Origin of the sequence: Xanthomonas sp. NCPPB 4037 (genome assembly GCF_041475695.2) — a bacterium.
GTDB classification, from domain to species: Bacteria; Pseudomonadota; Gammaproteobacteria; order Xanthomonadales; family Xanthomonadaceae; genus Xanthomonas; species Xanthomonas campestris.
Window position 1 is genome coordinate 2,939,946 of sequence record NZ_CM191261.1, and the last position, 19,707, is coordinate 2,959,652.

At 65.7% G+C, this 19,707-nt stretch carries 9 protein-coding genes; 8 read left to right on the forward strand and 1 reads right to left on the reverse strand.

All coding sequences use genetic code 11. The annotated features are described in order from the left end of the window. Positions 1-114 precede the first annotated feature (114 nt). The 5 genes from ACCQ01_RS13265 (at position 115) to ACCQ01_RS13285 (ending at position 8,651) form a co-directional block, all read left to right on the forward strand. Complete coding sequence (locus tag ACCQ01_RS13265) at positions 115-1,419, forward strand: DUF445 domain-containing protein (protein WP_012438094.1); 1,305 nt, start codon at positions 115-117, stop codon at positions 1,417-1,419. 155 nt (positions 1,420-1,574) lie between these two features. Further along, positions 1,575-5,669, forward strand: coding sequence for a CHASE domain-containing hybrid sensor histidine kinase/response regulator (locus ACCQ01_RS13270; protein ID WP_228432171.1), 4,095 nt, complete (start codon positions 1,575-1,577; stop codon positions 5,667-5,669). 33 nt (positions 5,670-5,702) lie between these two features. Continuing rightward, entirely contained in the window at positions 5,703-6,686 is a 984-nt protein-coding gene (locus ACCQ01_RS13275) for an HD-GYP domain-containing protein (RefSeq protein WP_042597746.1), read from the forward strand. A 327-nt stretch (positions 6,687-7,013) separates the two neighbouring features. Next, positions 7,014-8,444, forward strand: a complete 1,431-nt coding sequence (locus ACCQ01_RS13280; RefSeq protein WP_103702160.1) for a DHA2 family efflux MFS transporter permease subunit — start codon at positions 7,014-7,016, stop codon at positions 8,442-8,444. A gap of 12 nt (positions 8,445-8,456) precedes the next feature. Continuing rightward, positions 8,457-8,651, forward strand: coding sequence for a hypothetical protein (locus ACCQ01_RS13285; protein ID WP_228432173.1), 195 nt, complete (start codon positions 8,457-8,459; stop codon positions 8,649-8,651). A 309-nt stretch (positions 8,652-8,960) separates the two neighbouring features. Here the strand turns inward: ACCQ01_RS13285 and ACCQ01_RS13290 are convergent, their stop codons facing one another. Further along, on the reverse strand, positions 8,961-13,970 hold the full coding sequence (locus ACCQ01_RS13290; protein WP_228432176.1) for an NAD-glutamate dehydrogenase: 5,010 nt from the start codon (positions 13,968-13,970) through the stop codon (positions 8,961-8,963). Positions 13,971-14,258: 288 nt separating this feature from the next. Here ACCQ01_RS13290 and ACCQ01_RS13295 point away from each other — a divergent pair, with 288 nt between their 5' ends. From ACCQ01_RS13295 to ACCQ01_RS13305, 3 genes are read left to right on the forward strand one after another with little or no spacing between them, the layout of a single operon-like run. Beyond that, entirely contained in the window at positions 14,259-14,918 is a 660-nt protein-coding gene (locus ACCQ01_RS13295) for a TetR/AcrR family transcriptional regulator (RefSeq protein WP_228432179.1), read from the forward strand. A gap of 14 nt (positions 14,919-14,932) precedes the next feature. Beyond that, positions 14,933-16,243, forward strand: a complete 1,311-nt coding sequence (locus tag ACCQ01_RS13300) for an efflux RND transporter periplasmic adaptor subunit (RefSeq protein WP_228432182.1) — start codon at positions 14,933-14,935, stop codon at positions 16,241-16,243. Between the two features lie 12 nt (positions 16,244-16,255). Then, entirely contained in the window at positions 16,256-19,426 is a 3,171-nt protein-coding gene (locus ACCQ01_RS13305) for a multidrug efflux RND transporter permease subunit (RefSeq protein ID WP_042597756.1), read from the forward strand. Positions 19,427-19,707 lie beyond the last annotated feature (281 nt).

The following is a 19,707-nucleotide window of genomic DNA, read 5'->3' on the forward strand; positions in this document are numbered from 1 at the left end:
AGCGCATCCGGGCGAGACGGGCTTTGCCGGCAATGCCCTCGCGCCCAAGGGCGCCCCTACCGCCACCACACAGCGTGGACATGCCCTCGCATCCCGACTGGGTACACTTCGCCGATGGAACCACGCGTCAGCGACACCCGTCCGATCGATCCCCGCCGCGCACAGCTGCAGCGCATGAAACTGCTGGCAGTGGCCCTGTTGCTGGCCATGTTCGCCGGCTTCGTCGTCAGCCACCTGATGGGCGAACACGGCATCTGGGCCTGGGTGTCGGCATTCTGCGAAGCCGCCACCGTCGGCGCGCTCGCCGACTGGTTCGCGGTGGTGGCCCTGTTTCGCCGCCCAATGGGCTTGCCGATTCCGCATACCGCGATCCTGCCGCGCGGCAAGGAGCGGCTGGCCGATGGGCTGGCCGGCTTCGTGCGCGATCAGTTCCTGGCACCGGACGCGCTGATGGAAAAGCTGCGCGTGTTCGACCCGGCCAGTCGCCTGGGCGAATGGCTGTCCAAGCCGGAGCAGGCACGCATGTTGGCGCAGATGGCGCGCGGCTGGCTGCTACAGGCCTTGAACCTGCTGGATGAAGAAGCCGTCCGCCGCGCGATCCAGCGCTTCGTGGTCGACCGCCTGCGCAAATGGAATGCCGCCGCCACCGCCGGCGATGTGATGGCCTTGCTCACCACCGATGGCCGCCACCAGAAGTTGCTCGATGAGGTGCTGCTGCGGCTGGGCCAGTGGCTGGACGAAGAGAAGGTGAAGACGCGCACGTCAGCGCTGATCGTGCGCTACGCACGCCGCGAGTGGCCCAAGCTGGTGGGCACGGTGAACTGGGTCAAGCCAATCGAAGAGATCGGCGACAGCCTGGCCGACCGCATGGCGCGCGCGGCCATCGACGAACTGCAGGACATCCTCACCACGCCCGAGCATCCAATCAGGCTCGACTATGAGGCGTGGCTGCAAACCTACATCGCCCGCCTGCGCGAGGAGCCGGAAATGGCCGCGCGCGTGGAAGAACTCAAGCAACGCGCGATCGAGCACCCTGCCCTGCAGGAATACGTGCAAGGCCTGTGGAGCGAGATCCGCGAAGCGCTGCGCAATGATCTGGCGAAGGAGGATTCGTCGATGGCCGCGCACATGGAGCGTTCGATGCAGTCGCTCGGCCAGTCGCTGTCACAAGACCCATCGCTGCGCGAAGCACTCAACGTGCACATGCTCGATGCAGCCGACAAACTCACCACGCGTCTGCGTGCATCGGTCACCGAGCACATCGCATCGACGATGAAAAGTTGGGACGAACGTCACCTCGTCGAACAATTGGAATTGGGGGTCGGCCGCGATCTGCAATACATTCGCTTCAACGGAACGTTGGTGGGTGGATTGATCGGACTTGCGCTGCACGCCTTGTCGATCTGGCTGTCGTTCTGATGCTGCAAGCGCAGCGGTGATCATCACGCACGTGAATGCACTAGCCGTGTGGTGGCCGTGTGTGGTTTGCTGCGATACGTTGCGTCACACCGCAAGGCCGGCATCGCGTCGACCGCGGTAGGACGCAAGGCAACAGGCAAGGCAAAGGAAGAAACATGCCGCACGGCCGCTGGGATTTGCGCAGGAAATACGGACGCCGTGCATCAATCGGCGCCGTCCTGCTGCTGAGCGCAGGCCTGATCGCCGCATTCCTGGTCGGCTTCGCGGTGCATCGGCATAACGAGCTGGAGCGTGAGCGGCGCTTCGATCTGGTGGTGCGGGTACTGGCGCGCAACATCAGCGAGCGCATGTACACCTTCGAGCATGGCCTGCGCGGCGCGCGCGGTGCGGTGATCGGTGCCGGCAGCGATGTGATCAGTCGAGACCGCTTCACCCGTTACAGCCGCTCGCGCGATTACCCGCGCGAATTTCCAGGCGTGCTCGGCTACGGCTACATCCATCGCGTTGCCGCCGCAGATGAAGCGGCCTTCCTGGATGCCGCACGCGCCGACGGTGCGCCCGATATTCAGCGCAGGCTGCTGGCGCCGTGGGATGGCGAGCGCTTCATCGTGCTGTATTTCGAACCGGAGTCATCCGGTAACCGTCCGCTTGGGTTGGATGTTGCGTCCGAGCCACGCCGGCGGACCGCAGCGATCGCAGCCGCGCGCAGCGGCCAGCCGACCATGACCTCGCCGGTCTCGCTGTCGGGCTACCAGATTCCCAGCGAAGGCGGCTTTTTGGTGTTGCTGCCGGTCTACCGCGAAGGCATGCCACTGCAGACACCACAGCAGCGCATGGACGCGACCACCGGCTGGGCCTACGCGCCACTCAGCGTCAAACAGATGCTGGAGAGCACCCTGGGCGACCGCGATGATGTTGCGATTAGCCTGAGTGATCGCGAGGACACCCAGCACACCTTCTACCGGAGTGGCATTGCCGCGCCGGAAAGCATGCGCCGCGCTGCACACACCCAGCTGCTGCCGATCTATGGCCGCACCTGGGTGCTCACCGCGCGGCCCACGCTGCACTTCATCGGCTCGCTCAACCAGAACTCGCCGTGGCTGATGGGCAGCCTGGTCCTGGGCACCGCCATTCTGCTGGCCGCGCTGCTCGGGCTGTATTTCAGCAACGGCCTGCGTCGCGAAGAAGTGCTGCGCAAGCAGATGGAACTGGCCGCCCTGGTCAGCCATTCCAGCGAAGCGATCGTGGCCGAAACACCAGACGGTGAAATCACGCACTGGAACCCGGCAGCCGAGGCCATGTTCGGTTATCCGGCCGATGTGGCGATCGGCCAGAATCTGACCAGGCTGCTGTCGCCGCAACCCTATGCCATGCCGCAGATCGACCAGGACGAGGCACCGCCGGTCGCAGCCGTCTCCGCCGCGCAGGCCATGCGCCACCGCGACGGGCATCAGGTGTTCGTGCTGGCGAGCAAGGCGCCGATCATCGAGCACGACAATGCGGTCAGCGGCCACTCGCATTTCTTCCGTGACATTTCCGAGCGTGTGCGCTCGCATCAGCGCATTGTCGATCTCAACGCCTCGCTCGAGCATCAGGTGGCCGAACGCACCAGCGAGCTGGTGCAGTTCTCGGTGCTGCAACGCGCGATCCTGGCGCACGCCGGTTACGCCATCATCGCCACCGATTCCAGCGGCTTTGTCACCCTGTTCAATCCAGCCGCAGAAAAACTGCTTGGCTACAGCGCCGACGATGTGATCGGCCGCCGCAAGGCCAGCCAGTTCATTGAAGCGGACGAACTGCAGGAGCGCGCACTGCGGCTGGCCGAACAGACCGGCACCCCGGTCGCCGGCACGCTGGAAGCGGTCGCTGCGCTCACCAGCCTCGGCCGCAGCGACACCAGCGAATGGACCTATGTCAGCCAGGACGGCCGTCGCCTGCCAGTGCTGCTGACCTTGAGCACGTTGCGCGACGACAACGACCAGGTGATCGGTTACCTGGGCGTGGCGGTGGACCTCACCGAGCAGAAACTGCACGAAAAACAGCTGCGCTTGGCGATGGACGCGGCCAGAAGCGCCAACCAGTCCAAGTCGGATTTCCTGGCCAACATGAGCCATGAAATCCGCACGCCGATGAACGCGATCCTCGGCATGCTGTATCTGCTCCAGCGCAGCGAGTTGCCGGGCGCCGCGCAGGACATGGTGACCAAGATCGACCGCTCGGCGCGCTCGCTGCTGGAAATCATCAACGACATCCTGGACTTCTCCAAGATCGAGGCCGGGCGCATCGATCTGGAGCGCGCTCCGTTCGACCTCAATGAATTGTTCGACAACATCGCCGACCTGATGCGCTCCTCGCTCAGCGCCAAGCCGGTGGAGATGATCGTCGAGCCGTTGCCGCGCGAATGCCGCTGGCTGCTCGGCGATGCGCTGCGCATCAACCAGGTGCTGGTCAACCTGGTCGGCAACGCGATCAAGTTCACCGAACAAGGCGAAGTGGTGTTGTCGGTGCGCCGCTTCCCCAGTGGCGACCCCAACAAGATCAAGCTGCTGTTCTCGGTACGCGATACCGGCATCGGCATCTCCAAGGAAAAGCAGAGCCTGATCTTCTCGCCGTTCCTGCAGGCCGATACCTCCACCAGCCGCCGCTACGGCGGCAGCGGGCTGGGTCTCACCATCAGCCGGCGCTTGATCGAACTGATGGGCGGCGCGCTGGAAGTGGAAAGCGTGCCCGGGCGTGGCAGCGAGTTCTATTTCGTGATCACGCTGGAAAGAACCGATCCACCCAAGGCCCAGCAGGAAGCGGCACTACTGCCGCCCGAATCCATGCCGCGCGTGCTGATTGCCGACGACCACGATGCAGCCTTGAACAACCTGGTGCGCATCGCCACCGAGCTGGGCTGGCGGGTGGATGCGGTGGCCAGCGGCCAGGCCGCGATGCAGGCGATCGAAGACGCCACCGAGCCGTACGACATCTTCCTGCTGGACTGGCGCATGCCCGACATCGACGGCGTGGCGATCGCGCGCCAGGTGCGTGCCCGCGCCACACCGGGCCGGCATCCGGTGATCGTGATGGTCACCGCCTACGAACGCCGGCTGCTGGAGCAACACCCCGAGCAGCAGGACCTGGATGCGGTGATGACCAAGCCGGTGACCAGCGCTGCGCTGCATCGGCTGGTGGAACAATTGGTCGACGAGCGCCCCAACGCGCGCCCGAGCACGCCAACCTTCGTCGCGCGACGGCTCGAGGGCGCGCAGCTGCTGCTGGTGGACGACAGCGAGATCAACTGCGAAGTGGCACAGCGCATTCTCGAAGGCGAAGGCGCCATGGTCACCGTGGCCCACGACGGCGAGCAGGCCGTGAACACGCTCAAGCGCGCGCCGGATCTGTTCCACCTGGTGCTGATGGATGTGCAGATGCCGGTGGTGGATGGCTACGAGGCCACCCGCCGCCTGCGGCAGATTCCGTCGCTGGCCAGCCTGCCGGTGATCGCGCTGACTGCCGGCGCCTTCCGCCCGCAGCAGGAAAAAGCGCTGGAAGCAGGCATGAACGGTTTCATCGCCAAGCCCTTCAACGTGGAGGAACTGGTCACCGCGATCCGGCACTTCCTGCAGCCCGGCAGCCGGCGGGTGTCCTCGCTGCCGCACGAACGCGCGCCGGCCGCAGGCCCGGAGTGGGCGCACACCGATCCGCTGCTGCTGGATGCCGCACGCGCGCAAAGCCTGTGGCGTGAGCGCGAGCCGTACGAGCGCTACCTGCTCAAATTGCTGCGCGACAACCCCGACCCCGCCGAGACCGCCGCCGCGCATCTGCGCAACAACGAGCTGCCGGCGATTGGCGCACTGGCGCACAAGCTGCGTGGCGCCGCCGGCTCGCTGGCCCTGCCCGCCCTGGCCGGCGCGTCGGGCGATCTGGAATCGCGTGTGGAACAGGGCCACGACCTGACCGCCGCACTGCTCGCGCTAAAGGACACCATGGCGCAGACCACCGCGGCCATCCACGCCTTCCTGCAGACCAGCCCCAGCACGCAAGACGCCGGGCAAACCGGTGCCGCCTTGGACGACGACAGCGCGCTGATCCTGGAAAACGCGCTGCGCAGCGACGATGCCGACAAGATCGACCACGCGCTGCTGATCTGTGCCCCACGTCTGCCACCGCCCTTGCAGGAAGACCTGCAGCGCGCCGTGGACGACTTCGATTTCCGCCGCGCCGAAGCCACCCTGCGCGATTGGCAAGCCAACCACCCACGCTGACCGTGTCCCCGTACCGGTTCGCAAGGACTCCGCATGCCAGCCCGTCCCCTGCTCTGTGTCGACGATGAATCCAGCAATCTGGCCACCCTGCGCCAATTGCTGCGCGACGACTATCCACTGGTGTTTGCCAAATCCGGCGGTGAAGCCCTCGATGCGGTGGCCCGGCATGCGCCGGCGCTGATCCTGCTGGACGTGGAATTGCCGGACATGGATGGCTACGCAGTGGCGCGCACGCTCAAGCAGGACCCGGACAGCACCGCCATCCCGATCCTGTTTGTGACCTCGCGCAGTACCGAGCACGACGAGCGCACCGGCCTGGAGGCAGGCGCCGCCGATTACGTGAGCCGGCCCTACTCCGCCGCCTTGCTCAAGGCGCGCATCGCCACGCATCTGACCCTGGCCGAAAACGCGCGCCTGGCGCAGCAATACCGCGACGCCATCCATCTGCTGGGCACCGCCGGCCAGGGCCAGGACGCGGACACCGGCGCGCACATCTGGCGCATGGCCGCCTACGCGCGCCTGCTAGCGGAGAAAGTCGGCTGGCCACCCGCGCAGGCACAGCTGCTGGAAGATGCCGCGCCATTACATGACGCCGGCAAGATCGCCGTGCCCGGCAGCATCCTGCACAAGCCCGATTCCCTGGACGAGCACGAGCGCGAGGTGGTGCGCCAGCATCCCCAGGTGGGCCACGACCTGCTGCGGCACGGCCGCGGGCCGCTGTTCCAGCTGGCCGCCGATATCGCCCTGCACCACCACGAATGCTGGGACGGCAGCGGCTATCCGCAGGGCGTGGCGGGCGATGCCATCCCCGAAGCCGCACGCATCGTGGCGGTGGCCGATGTGTTCGATGCACTGTGCGGGCGCCGCGCCTACAAGGCGCCGTGGGCGGTGGAAGACGCCATGCGCAAGCTCGACAGCATGGCCGGCAAGCAACTGGAGCCACGTTTGGTGCACGCGTTTCGCGATGCCCTGCCGCAGATGCTGCAGATCAAGGACGCCTGGGATCGGGAGCGTTGAGAGCTGGGAATCGGGAATCGGGAATTGGGAATGGGGGGTCATCGGGGGCGTTGTTGATCTTGGTGCTGTCGCGCACTTGGATTCGCGAGACGGTGCGTCGGTCGCGCTAATTGGCGAGAGCTGGTGCGATCGCTGGCCAACGGTCTCGCCTAGCTAGGCAAGCCCTCGCAAACCGCCACGTTGCGCACGCAGTGTTGCCCGCTGCGTGCTTGAACCATCTGGCCGGCAGGCGGACAATGCCCATGTTGCGCCGCACAACACCGTGCGACGCGGGCCGCTCCAGCTGTCGCACCGTGCTGTTGCAGCGGCCCCGCAACCGAGACTCCGATGTCCTCCAGCGTGTCCGAGGCCGGCGCAGCGCCGGCGCCGCGTTATCCCGATTACCGCATCATCTCGCTGATCCTGGCCTGCGCCATTTTCATGGAGCAGATGGATGCCACCGTGCTGGCGACGGCACTGCCGACCCTGGCGCGCGACTTCGGCGTGGCCGCGCCGGCGATGAGCATCGCCATGACCAGCTACCTGCTGGCGCTGGCGGTGCTGATCCCGGCCAGCGGCGCGATCGCCGACCGCTTCGGGCTGCGTCGCGTGTTCAGCGCCTCCATCTGGGTGTTCATTGGCGGCTCCATCCTGTGCTCGCTGGCCGACAGCCTGCCGACCATGGTGGCCGCGCGGGTGCTGCAGGGCGCCGGCGGCGCGATGATGGCCCCGCTCGGGCGGTTGATCCTGCTGCGCACCGTGGAGCGCCGCCATCTGGTGTCGGCGATGGCCTGGACGCTGGTGCCGGCCTTCATCGGCCCGATGCTGGGGCCGCCGCTGGGCGGGTTCTTCGTGTCCTACCTGGACTGGCGCTGGATCTTCTACATCAATGTGCCAATCGGCATCGCCGGCTTTTTGCTGGTGCGGCGCTTCATTCCCGATATTCCCAGCGAATCGGCGCCCGCGCGCTTTGATCTGCGCGGCTTCGTGCTGTGCGGCACCGCCCTGGGCTGCCTGCTGTTCGGGCTGGAAATGGTCAGCCAGGAAGATGGCATCCCGCGCGCCAGCTGGCTGCTGGCCATCGGTGGTGCCGCGGCGCTGGGCTATCTGTGGCATGCGCGCCAGCATCCGGCGCCGTTGCTGGATCTGAGCCTGCTGCGGATCGACTCGTTCCGGCTGTCGGTGATCGGTGGCGCGCTGATGCGCATTACCCAGGGCGCGCATCCGTTCCTGCTGCCGCTGCTGTTCCAGATCAGCTTCGGTTTCAGCGCCGCGCACAGCGGCCGCCTGATCCTGGCCACCGCGCTGGGCGCGCTGCTGATGCGCAGCATCACCCCGCAATTGCTGCGCCGCTTCGGCTACCGCAACAGCCTGATCGGCAACGGCGTGCTGGCCAGCCTGGGCTACATGGTGTGCGCGCTGTTCCGGCCAGACTGGCCGCCGGCGCTGATGTTCGGGTTGCTGCTGTGCTGCGGGGCGTTCATGTCGTTCCAGTTTGCCGCCTACAACACCATCGCCTACGAAAACGTGCCGGCCGCGCGCATGAGCCGCGCCAGCAGCCTGTACACAACGCTGCAGCAATTGATGCTGTCGGTCGGTGTGTGTGCCGGCGCAATGATCCTCAAGCTGGCGATGCTGGCGGGCGATCATCTGCAGCCGCAGCAACGCGATTTTTCGCTGGCGTTCTGCGTGGTCAGCCTGATCTCGCTCAGCGCCACGTGGTGGCACGTGCGCTTCGACAAGCATGCCGGGCAGGAAATGAGCGGGCACCGGGCCTGAGCCTGCGTCGCCGTGGCGAACGCACTGCACTTGGCTGAGCGCGCCCGTCATCGCGTGATGGCTGACCGGGTGCGCGACGCTGCCGAACAATCCGGTTACAAAACCGCAGTGTCGTTCCGGCAGCGCTTCAACCAGGCGTTCCAGACCAGCCCGCGCGAATGGCGCAAGCGATTCACCCTGCTAGAGCAGGAATCGTTGCGGGTTTGAACAAGGCGTTTTCTGCGCATCGTCATGCGTTGCGTGACACGGATGCCGCGCAAAAAAAAGCGCCCGCAACTGCATGCGAGCGCTTTTCAAATCAGAGCGTCAGGCGACGCGGAGCACGCAGACGTTGCGTCCTGGGTGCAGTAACACGTCACCACCGCCGTTGTTTCTGCCAGGCGTGGCCACGCTAAATCAATCCAGCACACCGGCAGGCCTGAAAGGCCGAAAGCACCCGGCCACCACGCGCAACGCTACCGCTCACCAAACGCATGACGGCGAAGTCGCAACTCCGCCGTCATGCCACACCTACGATTACACGCCGTGTGCTGCCAGCTGGCCCAAACGTTGCACGGCCACCGACACGGTCGGGTAGTCGAGCGTTTTCTGCTCGGCCACATCGCTCAGCATCGCCAGGGTGAAACGCAGGCTGGAGTCGTCGCGTGCCAGCCAGTTGGCCACCTTGTCCTCGGCACTGGCGCCGGGCATCGACAACACCTGACCGGCCAGCGTGCGCTGGTGCGCGGCCAGCTCGTCACGCAGCACGCCACGTGCCACCGCGTGCCAACGGCCGTTGACCTCCAACGCGTCGATCTGCTCGAACAGCCACGGCAGACGCAGCGCTTCGCCAAGACGGAAATGCACCTTGGAGACTTCCACCGGCTTGAGCTTGCGCGTGCGCGCCAGTTCGATGATGTCGAAGGCCGGTTCCAGGTAACGCAACTCGCACAGCTGTTGCGCCAGCTCGGGCGTGAGCCCCTTCTCCTGCCATTCCTGCACGCTGGCCTCGTACACCGGGCGCTGCGCATCCGGCAGCACGCCGGAGGCCACGCGGATGTCGTTGAACGGGCCGTGGTAGCGCTCCACCGCCGCAGTGATCCGCGGCATCTGGCCCGGGCGCGACAACAACCAGCGCACGAACGAGCGCTGCAGGCGCCAGATCACTTCCAGCGCGTCGATCTGCACCGATTCGGGCACCTTGCCATCCAGCGCGTCGATCTGCGTCCACAGCGCGCGCGCATCCAGCGTTTCGCGGCTGATGGTGTAGGCCTTGGCCACTTCGGCAATGCTGCGGCCGGTGTCTTCCTGCATGCGCATCAGGAAGGTGGCGCCCATGCGATTGATGGTGGTGTTGGTCACCGCGGTGGCGATGATCTCGCGCTTGAGGCGGTGGCGCTCCATCGCATCGGCGTACTTTTTCTGCAGCGGCTGCGGGAAATACCGCTGCAGCTCCTTGGACAGGTACGGGTCCTCGGGGATGTCCGATTCCAGCAACTGCTGGAACGCCACCAGCTTGGAGTACGACAGCAGCACCGACAGCTCCGGCCGGGTCATGCCCTGCCCGCGTGCCTTACGGGCAGACAGCTCGGCGTCGGAGGGCAGGTATTCGATCTGCCGATCCAGCAGGCCCTGCAGCTCCAGCGTGCGAATGAAATGCTGCTTGGAACCCAGGCGCTTGACGCTCATCCGCTCCATCAGGCTGATGGCCTGGTTCTGGCGGTAGTTGTCCCACAGCACCAGGTCGGCCACTTCGTTGGTCATCGACGCGAGCAGCTTGTTGCGCGCGTCGTAGGTGAGCTTCTTGGCCTGCACCACATCGTTGAGCAGGATCTTGATGTTCACCTCATGATCGGAGGTGTCCACGCCGGCCGAGTTGTCGATGAAGTCGGTGTTGAGCAACACGCCGGTCTGCGCAGCCTCGATGCGGCCAAGCTGGGTCAAGCCCAAATTACCGCCCTCGCCCACCACCTTGCAGCGCAGCTCGCCACCATTGACGCGCAGGCCGTTGTTGGCGCGGTCGCCGACGTCGCCGTGCGACTCGCTGGACGCCTTGACGTAGGTGCCGATGCCGCCGTTCCAGAACAGGTCCACCGGCGCCCTGAGGATGGCGTTCATCAGCGCGTTCGGCGAGAGCTGCTTGACGCTGGCGTCCAGCCCCAGCGCCTCGCGCACCGGTGCGCTGAGTTCGATCGACTTGAGCGTGCGCGGGTAGATGCCGCCACCGGCGCTGATCAGCTTGGCGTCGTAATCGGCCCAGCTGGAACGCGGCAACGCGAACAGCCGCTCACGTTCGGCGAAGGACGCCGCCGCATCCGGGTTCGGGTCCAGGAAGATATGCCGGTGATCGAACGCCGCCAGCAGGCGGATGTGGCGCGACAACAGCATGCCGTTGCCGAACACGTCGCCATACATGTCGCCGATGCCGACCACGCTGAAATCCTGGCTCTGGCAATCGCGTCCCAGTGCACGGAAGTGGCGCTTGACCGACTCCCACGCACCGCGCGCGGTGATGCCCATGCCCTTGTGGTCGTAACCGACCGAGCCACCGGAAGCGAATGCATCGCCCATCCAGAAGCCGTGGTCCAGCGCAAGGCCATTGGCGATGTCGGAGAAGGTGGCCGTGCCCTTGTCGGCCGCCACCACCAGGTACGGGTCGTCCTGGTCATGACGCACCACCTGCGGCGGCGGCACGATCTTGCCGCCGACGATGTTGTCGGTGATGTCCAGCAGGCTCTGGATAAACAGCTTGTAGCAGGCGATGCCCTCGGCCTGGATCGCATCGCGATCGCCGCCCACCGGCGAGCGCTTGACGTAGAAACCGCCCTTGGCGCCGACCGGCACGATGACGGTGTTCTTGACCATCTGCGCCTTGACCAGGCCCAGCACCTCGGTACGGAAATCCTCGCGGCGGTCCGACCAACGCAGGCCGCCACGCGCCACCGCGCCAAAGCGCAGGTGCACGCCTTCCACGCGCGGGCCGTACACGAAGATCTCGCGGTACGGGCGCGGCTTGGGCAGGTCCGGCACCAGCGACGAGTCCAGCTTGAAGCTGATGCAATGGCCGTGCTTGCCGTCCTTGCTGGTCTGGTAATAGTTGGTGCGCAGCGTGGCGTCGATCACGTCGATGAAGCTGCGCAGGATGCGGTCTTCGTCCAGGCTGGAGACGCGGTCCATCAGCTTGAGCAAGGCGGCGCGGGTGGCTTCCTGCTGCGCGGCGCGGTCGCTGCCGCGCGCCTGCAGCACCGGTTCCAGTGCCTTCAGCGTGGCCTCGTCGCCGGCAGCCAGCACCGACAACTGCTCGCGCAGGCGCTCTTGCCCGGCAAGGATCTGCGCCTTGGTTTCACCGCCGGTGGACGGGTCGAAGCGCGCTTCGAACAATTCCACGAGCAGGCGGGCCAGCAGCGGGTAACGGGTGAAGGTGGCCTCGACATACGCCTGCGAGAACGGCGTGGCCGTCTGCAGCAGGTATTTGCAGTAGCCGCGCAGCAGCGCGACCTGGCGCCAATGCAGGCCGGCAGCCAGGATCAGCCGGTTGAAACCGTCGTTTTCCGCATCGCCATTCCAGATGCGCTCGAACGCCTCGCCAAACGCCGCATCGGCGCTGCTGGCGTCGATGTGGCCGGCGGTGGATTCAACCTCGAAGTCCTGGATGTAGACCGGCGTGTCGCTGACCTGCAAGCGGTACGGGCGCTCGGAGATCACCCGCAGGCCCATGTTTTCCATCATCGGCATCGCGTCGGACAATGGGATGTCGTCGAGCTGGCGGTACAGCTTCAGGCGCAGGCCGTCGCCAGTATCCAGGCGCACCGCGCTATCGCGGCGCACTTCCTGCAGGCTCAGATGCAGATCGTTAGGGCCATCCAGCGCGGCCAGGTGTTCGACGTCGGCGACCGCCGATTCGATCGACGAATCCTCGATGTAACCGGCCGGCAGCGCGCGGCCGAAATTGGCCGCCATACGCAGGCCATGCGCTTCGCCATGACGGGCGACCAAGGCCTCGCGCAGAGCGTCGTGCCAGTTGCGCAGCACATGCGCCAGGCGGGCTTCCAGCGCGGTGGTGTCGAACTCCAGCGCCTCGCCACTCTTGGCACGCACGATCAGATGCAGCTGCGCCAACGGCGATTCGCCCAGCACCACGCTGGAATCGATGTACTCGCCATGCAGCGCATCTTTCAGCAGCGCTTCGATGCGCAGACGCACATCGGTGTTGAAGCGCTCGCGCGGGATGTACACCAGCGCGGAAATGAAACGGCTGTACTTGTCGCGACGCAGGAACATGCGGCTGCGCACGCGCTCCTGCAGCCCCAGGATGCCGATCGCAGTGCGATACAGCTCGTCCTGGTTGGACTGGAACAACTCCTCGCGCGGCAGCGTTTCCAGGATGTGGCGCAGCGCCTTGCCGCTATGGCTGCTCGGGGTCAGCCCGGACTTGCTCATCACGTATTCGTAGCGCTGGCGCACCAGCGGGATTTCCCACGGCCGGCGGTTGTACGCACTGGAGGTGAACAGACCCAGGAAGCGCTGCTCGCCGACGATGCGGCCCTTGGCATCGAATTCCAGGATGCCGATGTAATCCATGTAGCCCACCCGATGCACGCGCGAACGTGCATTGGTCTTGGTCAGGATCAGCGCATCCTTGAGCTTGGCCGAGGTGTTCAGGCCATGCGCGGCCAGCGAGGTCACCGGCCGTGCCGGCGAAATGTCATGCCCGCGCATCAGGCCCAGGCCGCTTTCTTCCACCGGCGCCAGCACCTCCTGGCCGTCCTGCTTCTCCACGCGGTATTCGCGGTAGCCGAAGAAGGTGAAGTGGTCCGAGGCCGCCCAGCGCAGGAATTCCTGCGCTTCGTGGCGGCTGATGTCGTCCATCGGCAAGCGGCGCGTGGCCAGGTCGTCGGCCAGCATCACCATCTTTTCGCGCATCGCTGCCCAGTCGTGCACGATCGCGCGCACTTCGGCCAGCACCTTGCGGATGGCCGCTTCCACCTTGGGCATTTCGTCGGCCGGCTGGCGGTCGATCTCCAGCACCATCAGCGATTCGCTCTTGCCCTCGCCCACCGCGGTGAGCTTGCCGCCCTTGTCGCGCGCAATGCGCAGCACCGGGTGGCCAAGCACGTGCACGCCGATCCCGAGTTCCGACAGCGTCATGCTCACCGAGTCCACCAGGAACGGCATGTCGTCGTTGACGATCTGCAGCAGCGTGTGCGGCGACTCGTAGCCGTGGCTCTTCAGGGTCGGGTTGAACACCCGCACATTGACCGTGCCGGCCTTGCGCGTGCGCGCAAACTCCAGCATGTCCGCCGCCAGCGCCGCCCACTGTTCCGGCGGGTGGTTGGGAAACTCGTCTTCTTCCATGCGGCGGTAGAAATCGGCGGCGAACAGCTGCACTTCCGACTGACGCGCGGCCGGGTAGCGCTTGCGCAATGCGGCAAACACCGGCTCGAGGGTGATCTCCTGCGGAGCAGTGGCGACCACGGGGACGGCACGTTCGGCGACCGGCTTGGCTGACGTCGTGGACGAGTTCGAAGCGGCTTTCTTGGCTTTCATGAGAGAGCTGGGATGCTCGGTGGAAAACCTGAATTGTACCGATGCACGATGACGACGCCTTGCTGCATAGCGCAAACGCAGGCAGGCCACGGCTTTTGCAAACTGGAGTAACGCCGGCGGCGGCGCATTACAGGAGTGAAGCGTCGCCCAACCGCCTCTTGAGGGCCTCGATTGCCCGCGCGCCAGACGGCGCAAGGCTTGCGGACCTGGGTCGCAGAAAAGTTGCGCAGACCAGACGGCGCCGTCAAGGCTGTTTAAAAACTAAACTGGACGGTATAGTCTACCGCCATGACCCCTCGTTCCCCCCGTGCTGCCCGGCGTTCGGACTGCGACCGCCGTATCCACGCTGCCGTGCGCGCGCTGCTGGCCGAGCGCGGCATGCGGGTGAGCATGACGGCGGTGGCCGAGCGCGCGGGCTGTTCCAAGCAGACCCTGTACAGCCACTACGGCTGCAAGGAAAACCTGCTGCGCGATGTGCTGCAGGAACACGTACAACTGGCCACGGTGCCGCTCGGGACCGCCACCGGCGACCTGCGTGAAGACCTGCTGGCCTTCGCACTGGCCCATCTTGACCGGCTCAATCGCCCGGATGTGCTACAGACCTGCCGTCTGGTGGAGGCGGAATCGCACCGGTTCCCCGGCCAGTCGCAGCAGATCTTTCATGAAGGCGTGGTTGGCATGCAGGAACGACTTGCGTCGCGGTTTGCACAAGCAATCGACGCCGGTCAGCTGCGGCATGACGATCCGCACTTCATGGCCGAGCTGCTGCTCAGCATGATTGTTGGCCTGGATTTCGACCGTCAGCGCTTTCAGGTGCCACACCGCGCCGGCCTGCCCGCCAGGCAGCAGTGGGCACAGTTCGCTGTCGACACGTTTATGCGTGCGTTCGCCGCGGTGGTTACGCCGCCCCGGACGCCCGCGCGTTCCTTTCTCACTTCAAGACCCTAACGGAGTTCCTCCTCATGATTGCCCCGCTCCGCACCTTCGGCCTGGCCTGTGCCATCACCGTGGCGCTCGCTGCCTGCAGCAAGCCCGAACAACAGCAGGCTCCGCCGCCGCCGGAAGTGTCGGTGCTGGAAATGAAACCGCAGACGCTGCCACTGGAACGTGACCTGGTCGGTCGCCTGTCGGCGTTCCGCTCGGCCGACGTGCGTGCCCGTGTGGACGGGGTGCTGCTCAAGCGCCTGTACACCGAAGGCACCGACGTCAAGGAAGGCCAGCCGCTGTTCGAGATCGACCCGATGCCGCTGCGCGCAACGCTGCTGCAGGCACAGGGCCAGCTGGCTGCCGCCGAGGCAACCTATGCCAACGCTAAGATCGCCGCGCAGCGCGCGCGCAGCCTGGCGCCGCAGCAGTACGTCTCGCGCGCCGACATCGACACCGCCGAAGCCACCGAGCGTTCGTCCGGCGCCAGCGTGCAGCAGGCGCGCGGTGTGGTCGAGTCCGCCCGCATCCAGCTCAGCTTCGCCAGCGTGACCTCGCCGATCACCGGCCGCGCCGGCATTCAGCGCGTCACCGAAGGCGCGCTGGTCGGGTCGGGTGAAGCCACCCTGCTGACCACGGTCGACCAGATCGACCCGCTGTACGTGAATTTCGCCATGAGCAGCGAAGAACTGGCGGCACTGCGTCAGGCGCAGAGCAGCGGCAATGTGCAGCTCAGCGGCGACGGCAAGTCCACCATCAACGTGGAACTGGGCAATGGCACGCAGTACCCGCACCCCGGCACGCTGGACGTGTCCGCGGTGACGGTGGACCCGAGCACCGGTGCGGTGTCGCTGCGCGCCACCCTGCCCAACCCGGAAATGGCGCTGCTGCCGGGCGCGTTCGTGACCTTCAAGGCCAGCCTGGGCCAGCGCAACAATGCCTATCTGGTGCCGCAGCAGGCGCTGCAGCGCGATGCCACCGGCGCCTACGCGCTGGTGCTGGGCAAGGACGGCAAGGTGGTCCGCAAGAACCTCACCGTCGACGGCCAGCAGAAGGGCCAGTGGATCGTCACCGCCGGCGTCGCGCAGGGCGACCAGGTCATCGTCGATGGCGTGCAGAAGGCGAAGGAAGGCCAGCCCGCCAAGGGCGTGCCGTGGGATCCGAACAAGCCCGCACAGGGCGGCCAGCCCGGTGCGCCGGGTGCAGCCCCGGCCGCGGGCCAGGCCGGCAACGGCCAGGGCGCGCCGGCCGGCGCCGGCAAGGCCGACGCCCCCGCTCCGGCGGCTGGCGAGCAGCCCAAGTCCGATGACGCGGCCCAGCCGTCCGATTCCCAGTCCAAGCAGCAGTGACGGAACCCCGCCATGCCTAAGTTTTTTATCGAACACCCGGTCTTTGCCTGGGTGGTGGCGATCCTGATCTCGCTCGCGGGCGTGATCTCGATCCTGAATCTGGGTATCGAGTCGTACCCCACGATCGCCCCGCCGCAGGTCACCGTCACCGCCAACTTCCCCGGTGCCAGCGCCGATACCGCCGAAAAGGCGGTGACGCAGGTCATCGAACAGCAGCTCACCGGTATCGACCATCTGCTGTACTTCAACTCCTCGTCGGCCTCCAACGGCCGCGTGACCATCACGCTGACCTTCGAAACCGGCACCGACGCGGATATCGCGCAGGTGCAGGTGCAGAATAAGGTGTCGCTGGCCACGCCGCGCTTGCCCTCGGAAGTGACCCAGCAGGGTGTGGTGGTGGCCAAGGCCAATGCCGGCTTCCTGATGGTGGCCGCGCTGCGCTCGGACAACCCGTCGATCGACCGCGATGCGCTCAACGACATCGTCGGTTCGCGCGTGCTCGAGCAGATCTCGCGTGTGCCCGGCGTGGGCAGCACCAACCAGTTCGGCGCCGAGTACGCCATGAACATCTGGTTGAACCCGGAGAAGCTGCAGGGCTACAACCTGTCGGCCACCCAGGTGCTGACCGCGGTGCGTAACCAGAACGTGCAGTTCGCGGCCGGTTCGGTCGGTGCCGACCCCACCCCGCAGGGCATCAGCTTCACCGCGACCGTCTCGGCCGAAGGCCGTTTCAGCTCGCCGCAGGAGTTCGAAAACATCATCCTGCGTACCGATAACAACGGTGCCACGGTGCGGCTTAAAGACGTTGCACGCGTCACGGTGGGCCCGAGCAACTACGGCTTCGACACCCAGTACAACGGCAAGCCGACCGGTGCCTTTGGTATCCAGTTGCTGCCGGGCGCCAATGCGCTGAACGTCTCCGAGGCGGTCGGTGCCAAGCTCGACGAGCTGCAGCCCACCTTCCCGCAGGGCGTGACCTGGTTCGCGCCATACGAGTCCACCACCTTCGTGCGTATCTCCATCGAAGAAGTGGTGCACACGCTGGTGGAAGCCATCGTGCTGGTGTTCCTGGTGATGCTGCTGTTCCTGCAGAACTTCCGCGCCACGGTCATCCCGACCCTGGTGATCCCGGTGGCGCTGCTGGGCACGTTCTTCGGCATGTACGTGATCGGCTTCACCATCAACCAGCTGACGCTGTTTGCGATGGTGCTGGCGATCGGCATCGTGGTGGACGACGCGATCGTGGTGATCGAGAACGTCGAGCGCATCATGAGCGAGGAGCACCTGGAGCCGAAGGCGGCCACGCAGAAGGCGATGACCCAGATCACCGGCGCGGTGGTGGCCATCACCGTGGTGCTGGCGGCGGTGTTCATTCCCTCGGCCATGCAGCCGGGCGCCTCGGGCGCGATCTACAAGCAGTTCGCATTGACCATCGCGATGGCGATGGCGTTCTCTGCGTTCCTGGCGCTGAGCTTCACCCCGGCCCTGTGTGCGGCGTTCCTGAAGTCCACCCATTCGGACAAGAAGAACTGGATCTACCGCACCTTCGACAAGTACTACGACAAGCTGGCGCATCGCTATGTCGGCGTGGTCGGCAACACGCTCAAGCGTTCGCCGGCCTGGATGGTGGTGTTCGTGGTGCTGGTGGTGCTGTGCGGCTTCCTGTTCACGCGCATGCCGGGCAGCTTCCTGCCGGAAGAAGACCAGGGCTTTGCCGTGGCCATCGTGCAGTTGCCGCCGGGCGCCACCAAGATCCGCACCAACGAGGCCTTCGCGCAGATGCGTGCGGTGCTGGAGAAGCAGCCGGCCGTGGAAGGCATGCTGCAGATTGCCGGCTTCAGCTTCCTGGGCTCGGGCGAAAACGTCGGCATGGGCTTCATCCGGCTCAAGCCGTGGGAAGAGCGTGACGTCACCGCCGAGCAGTTGATCCAGCAACTCAACGGTGCCTTCTATGGCATCAAGGGCGCGCAGATCTTCGTGGTCAACCTGCCCACCGTGCAGGGTCTTGGCCAGTTCGGCGGCTTCGACATGTGGCTGCAGGACCGTTCCGGCGCAGGCCAGGAGGCGCTGACCCAGGCGCGCAACATCGTGCTCGGCAAGGCGGCGCAGAAGCAGGACACCGTGGTGGGCGTGCGCCCGAACGGCCTGGAAAACTCGCCGCAGCTGCAGTTGCATGTGGACCGCGTGCAGGCGCAGTCGATGGGCCTGGAAGTCAGCGACATCTACAGCTCGATCCAGCTGATGCTGGCCCCGGTGTACGTCAACGACTACTTCTCCGAAGGCCGCATCAAGCGCGTCAACATCCGTGCCGACGACCAGTTCCGTACCGGCCCCGAGTCGCTGCGCAACTTCTTCACTCCCAGCACCACGGCGACGGGTGCAGATGGTCAGCCGGGGATGATCCCGCTGAGCAATGTGGTCAAGGCCGAGTGGACCTACGCCTCGCCGGCGTTGAACCGCTACAACGGCTATTCGGCGGTGAACATCGTCGGTAACCCGGCCCCGGGCGGCAGCTCCGGCCAGGCGATGCAGGCGATGGAGGAGATCGTCAACAACGATCTGCCGCCGGGCTTCGGCTTCGACTGGAGCGGTATGTCGTACCAGGAAATCATCGCCGGTAACGCCGCAACGCTGCTGCTCGCGTTGTCGGTGGTGGTGGTGTTCCTCTGCCTGGCGGCACTGTACGAAAGCTGGTCGATTCCGGTGGCCGTGCTGTTGGTGGTGCCGATCGGCGTGCTGGGTGCGATCACCTTCTCGATGCTGCGTGGCCTGCCGAACGATCTGTACTTCAAGATCGGCATGATCACAGTGATCGGCCTGGCGGCAAAGAACGCGATCTTGATCGTGGAGTTCGCAGTCGAGCAGCGCGCGGCCGGCAAGACGCTGCGCGAGGCAACACTGGAAGCGGCGCATCTGCGCTTCCGCCCGATCCTGATGACCTCGTTCGCGTTCATCCTGGGTGTGTTGCCGCTGGCCATCTCCACCGGCGCCGGCGCCAACTCGCGTCACTCCATCGGTACCGGCGTGATCGGCGGCATGGTGTTCGCCACCGTGCTCGGCGTGATCTTCATCCCGCTGTTCTTCGTGGTGGTGCGCCGCATGCTCGGCGACAAGCTCGACGAGCCGTCCAAGGAATACCTGGCCGTGCAGAACGACAGCGGCACGCATCGCCCGGATCGTTGAGTCAGGCGTTCGCTGTAAACCAAAAAGCCCCGGCAATGCCGGGGCTTTTTTTGTGTGCTGCAGCGACGAACGGGATACTCCGTAGGAGCGCCCTTGGGCACGATGGAGCTCTACCGCCTCAGCGTATCGAAGTGATTCGACAGTGCGGAGAGATCAGTTGTAGAGCAGCTGATCTGCGGCGTCGGTGCAGGCCCTTGCCCGCCTACCATCGCGGGACACGCTGCAAGTACGTCCCTGTAGGGAGTTTTGGTTGTCTGGACGTGACTGGAGAGTGCGGATAA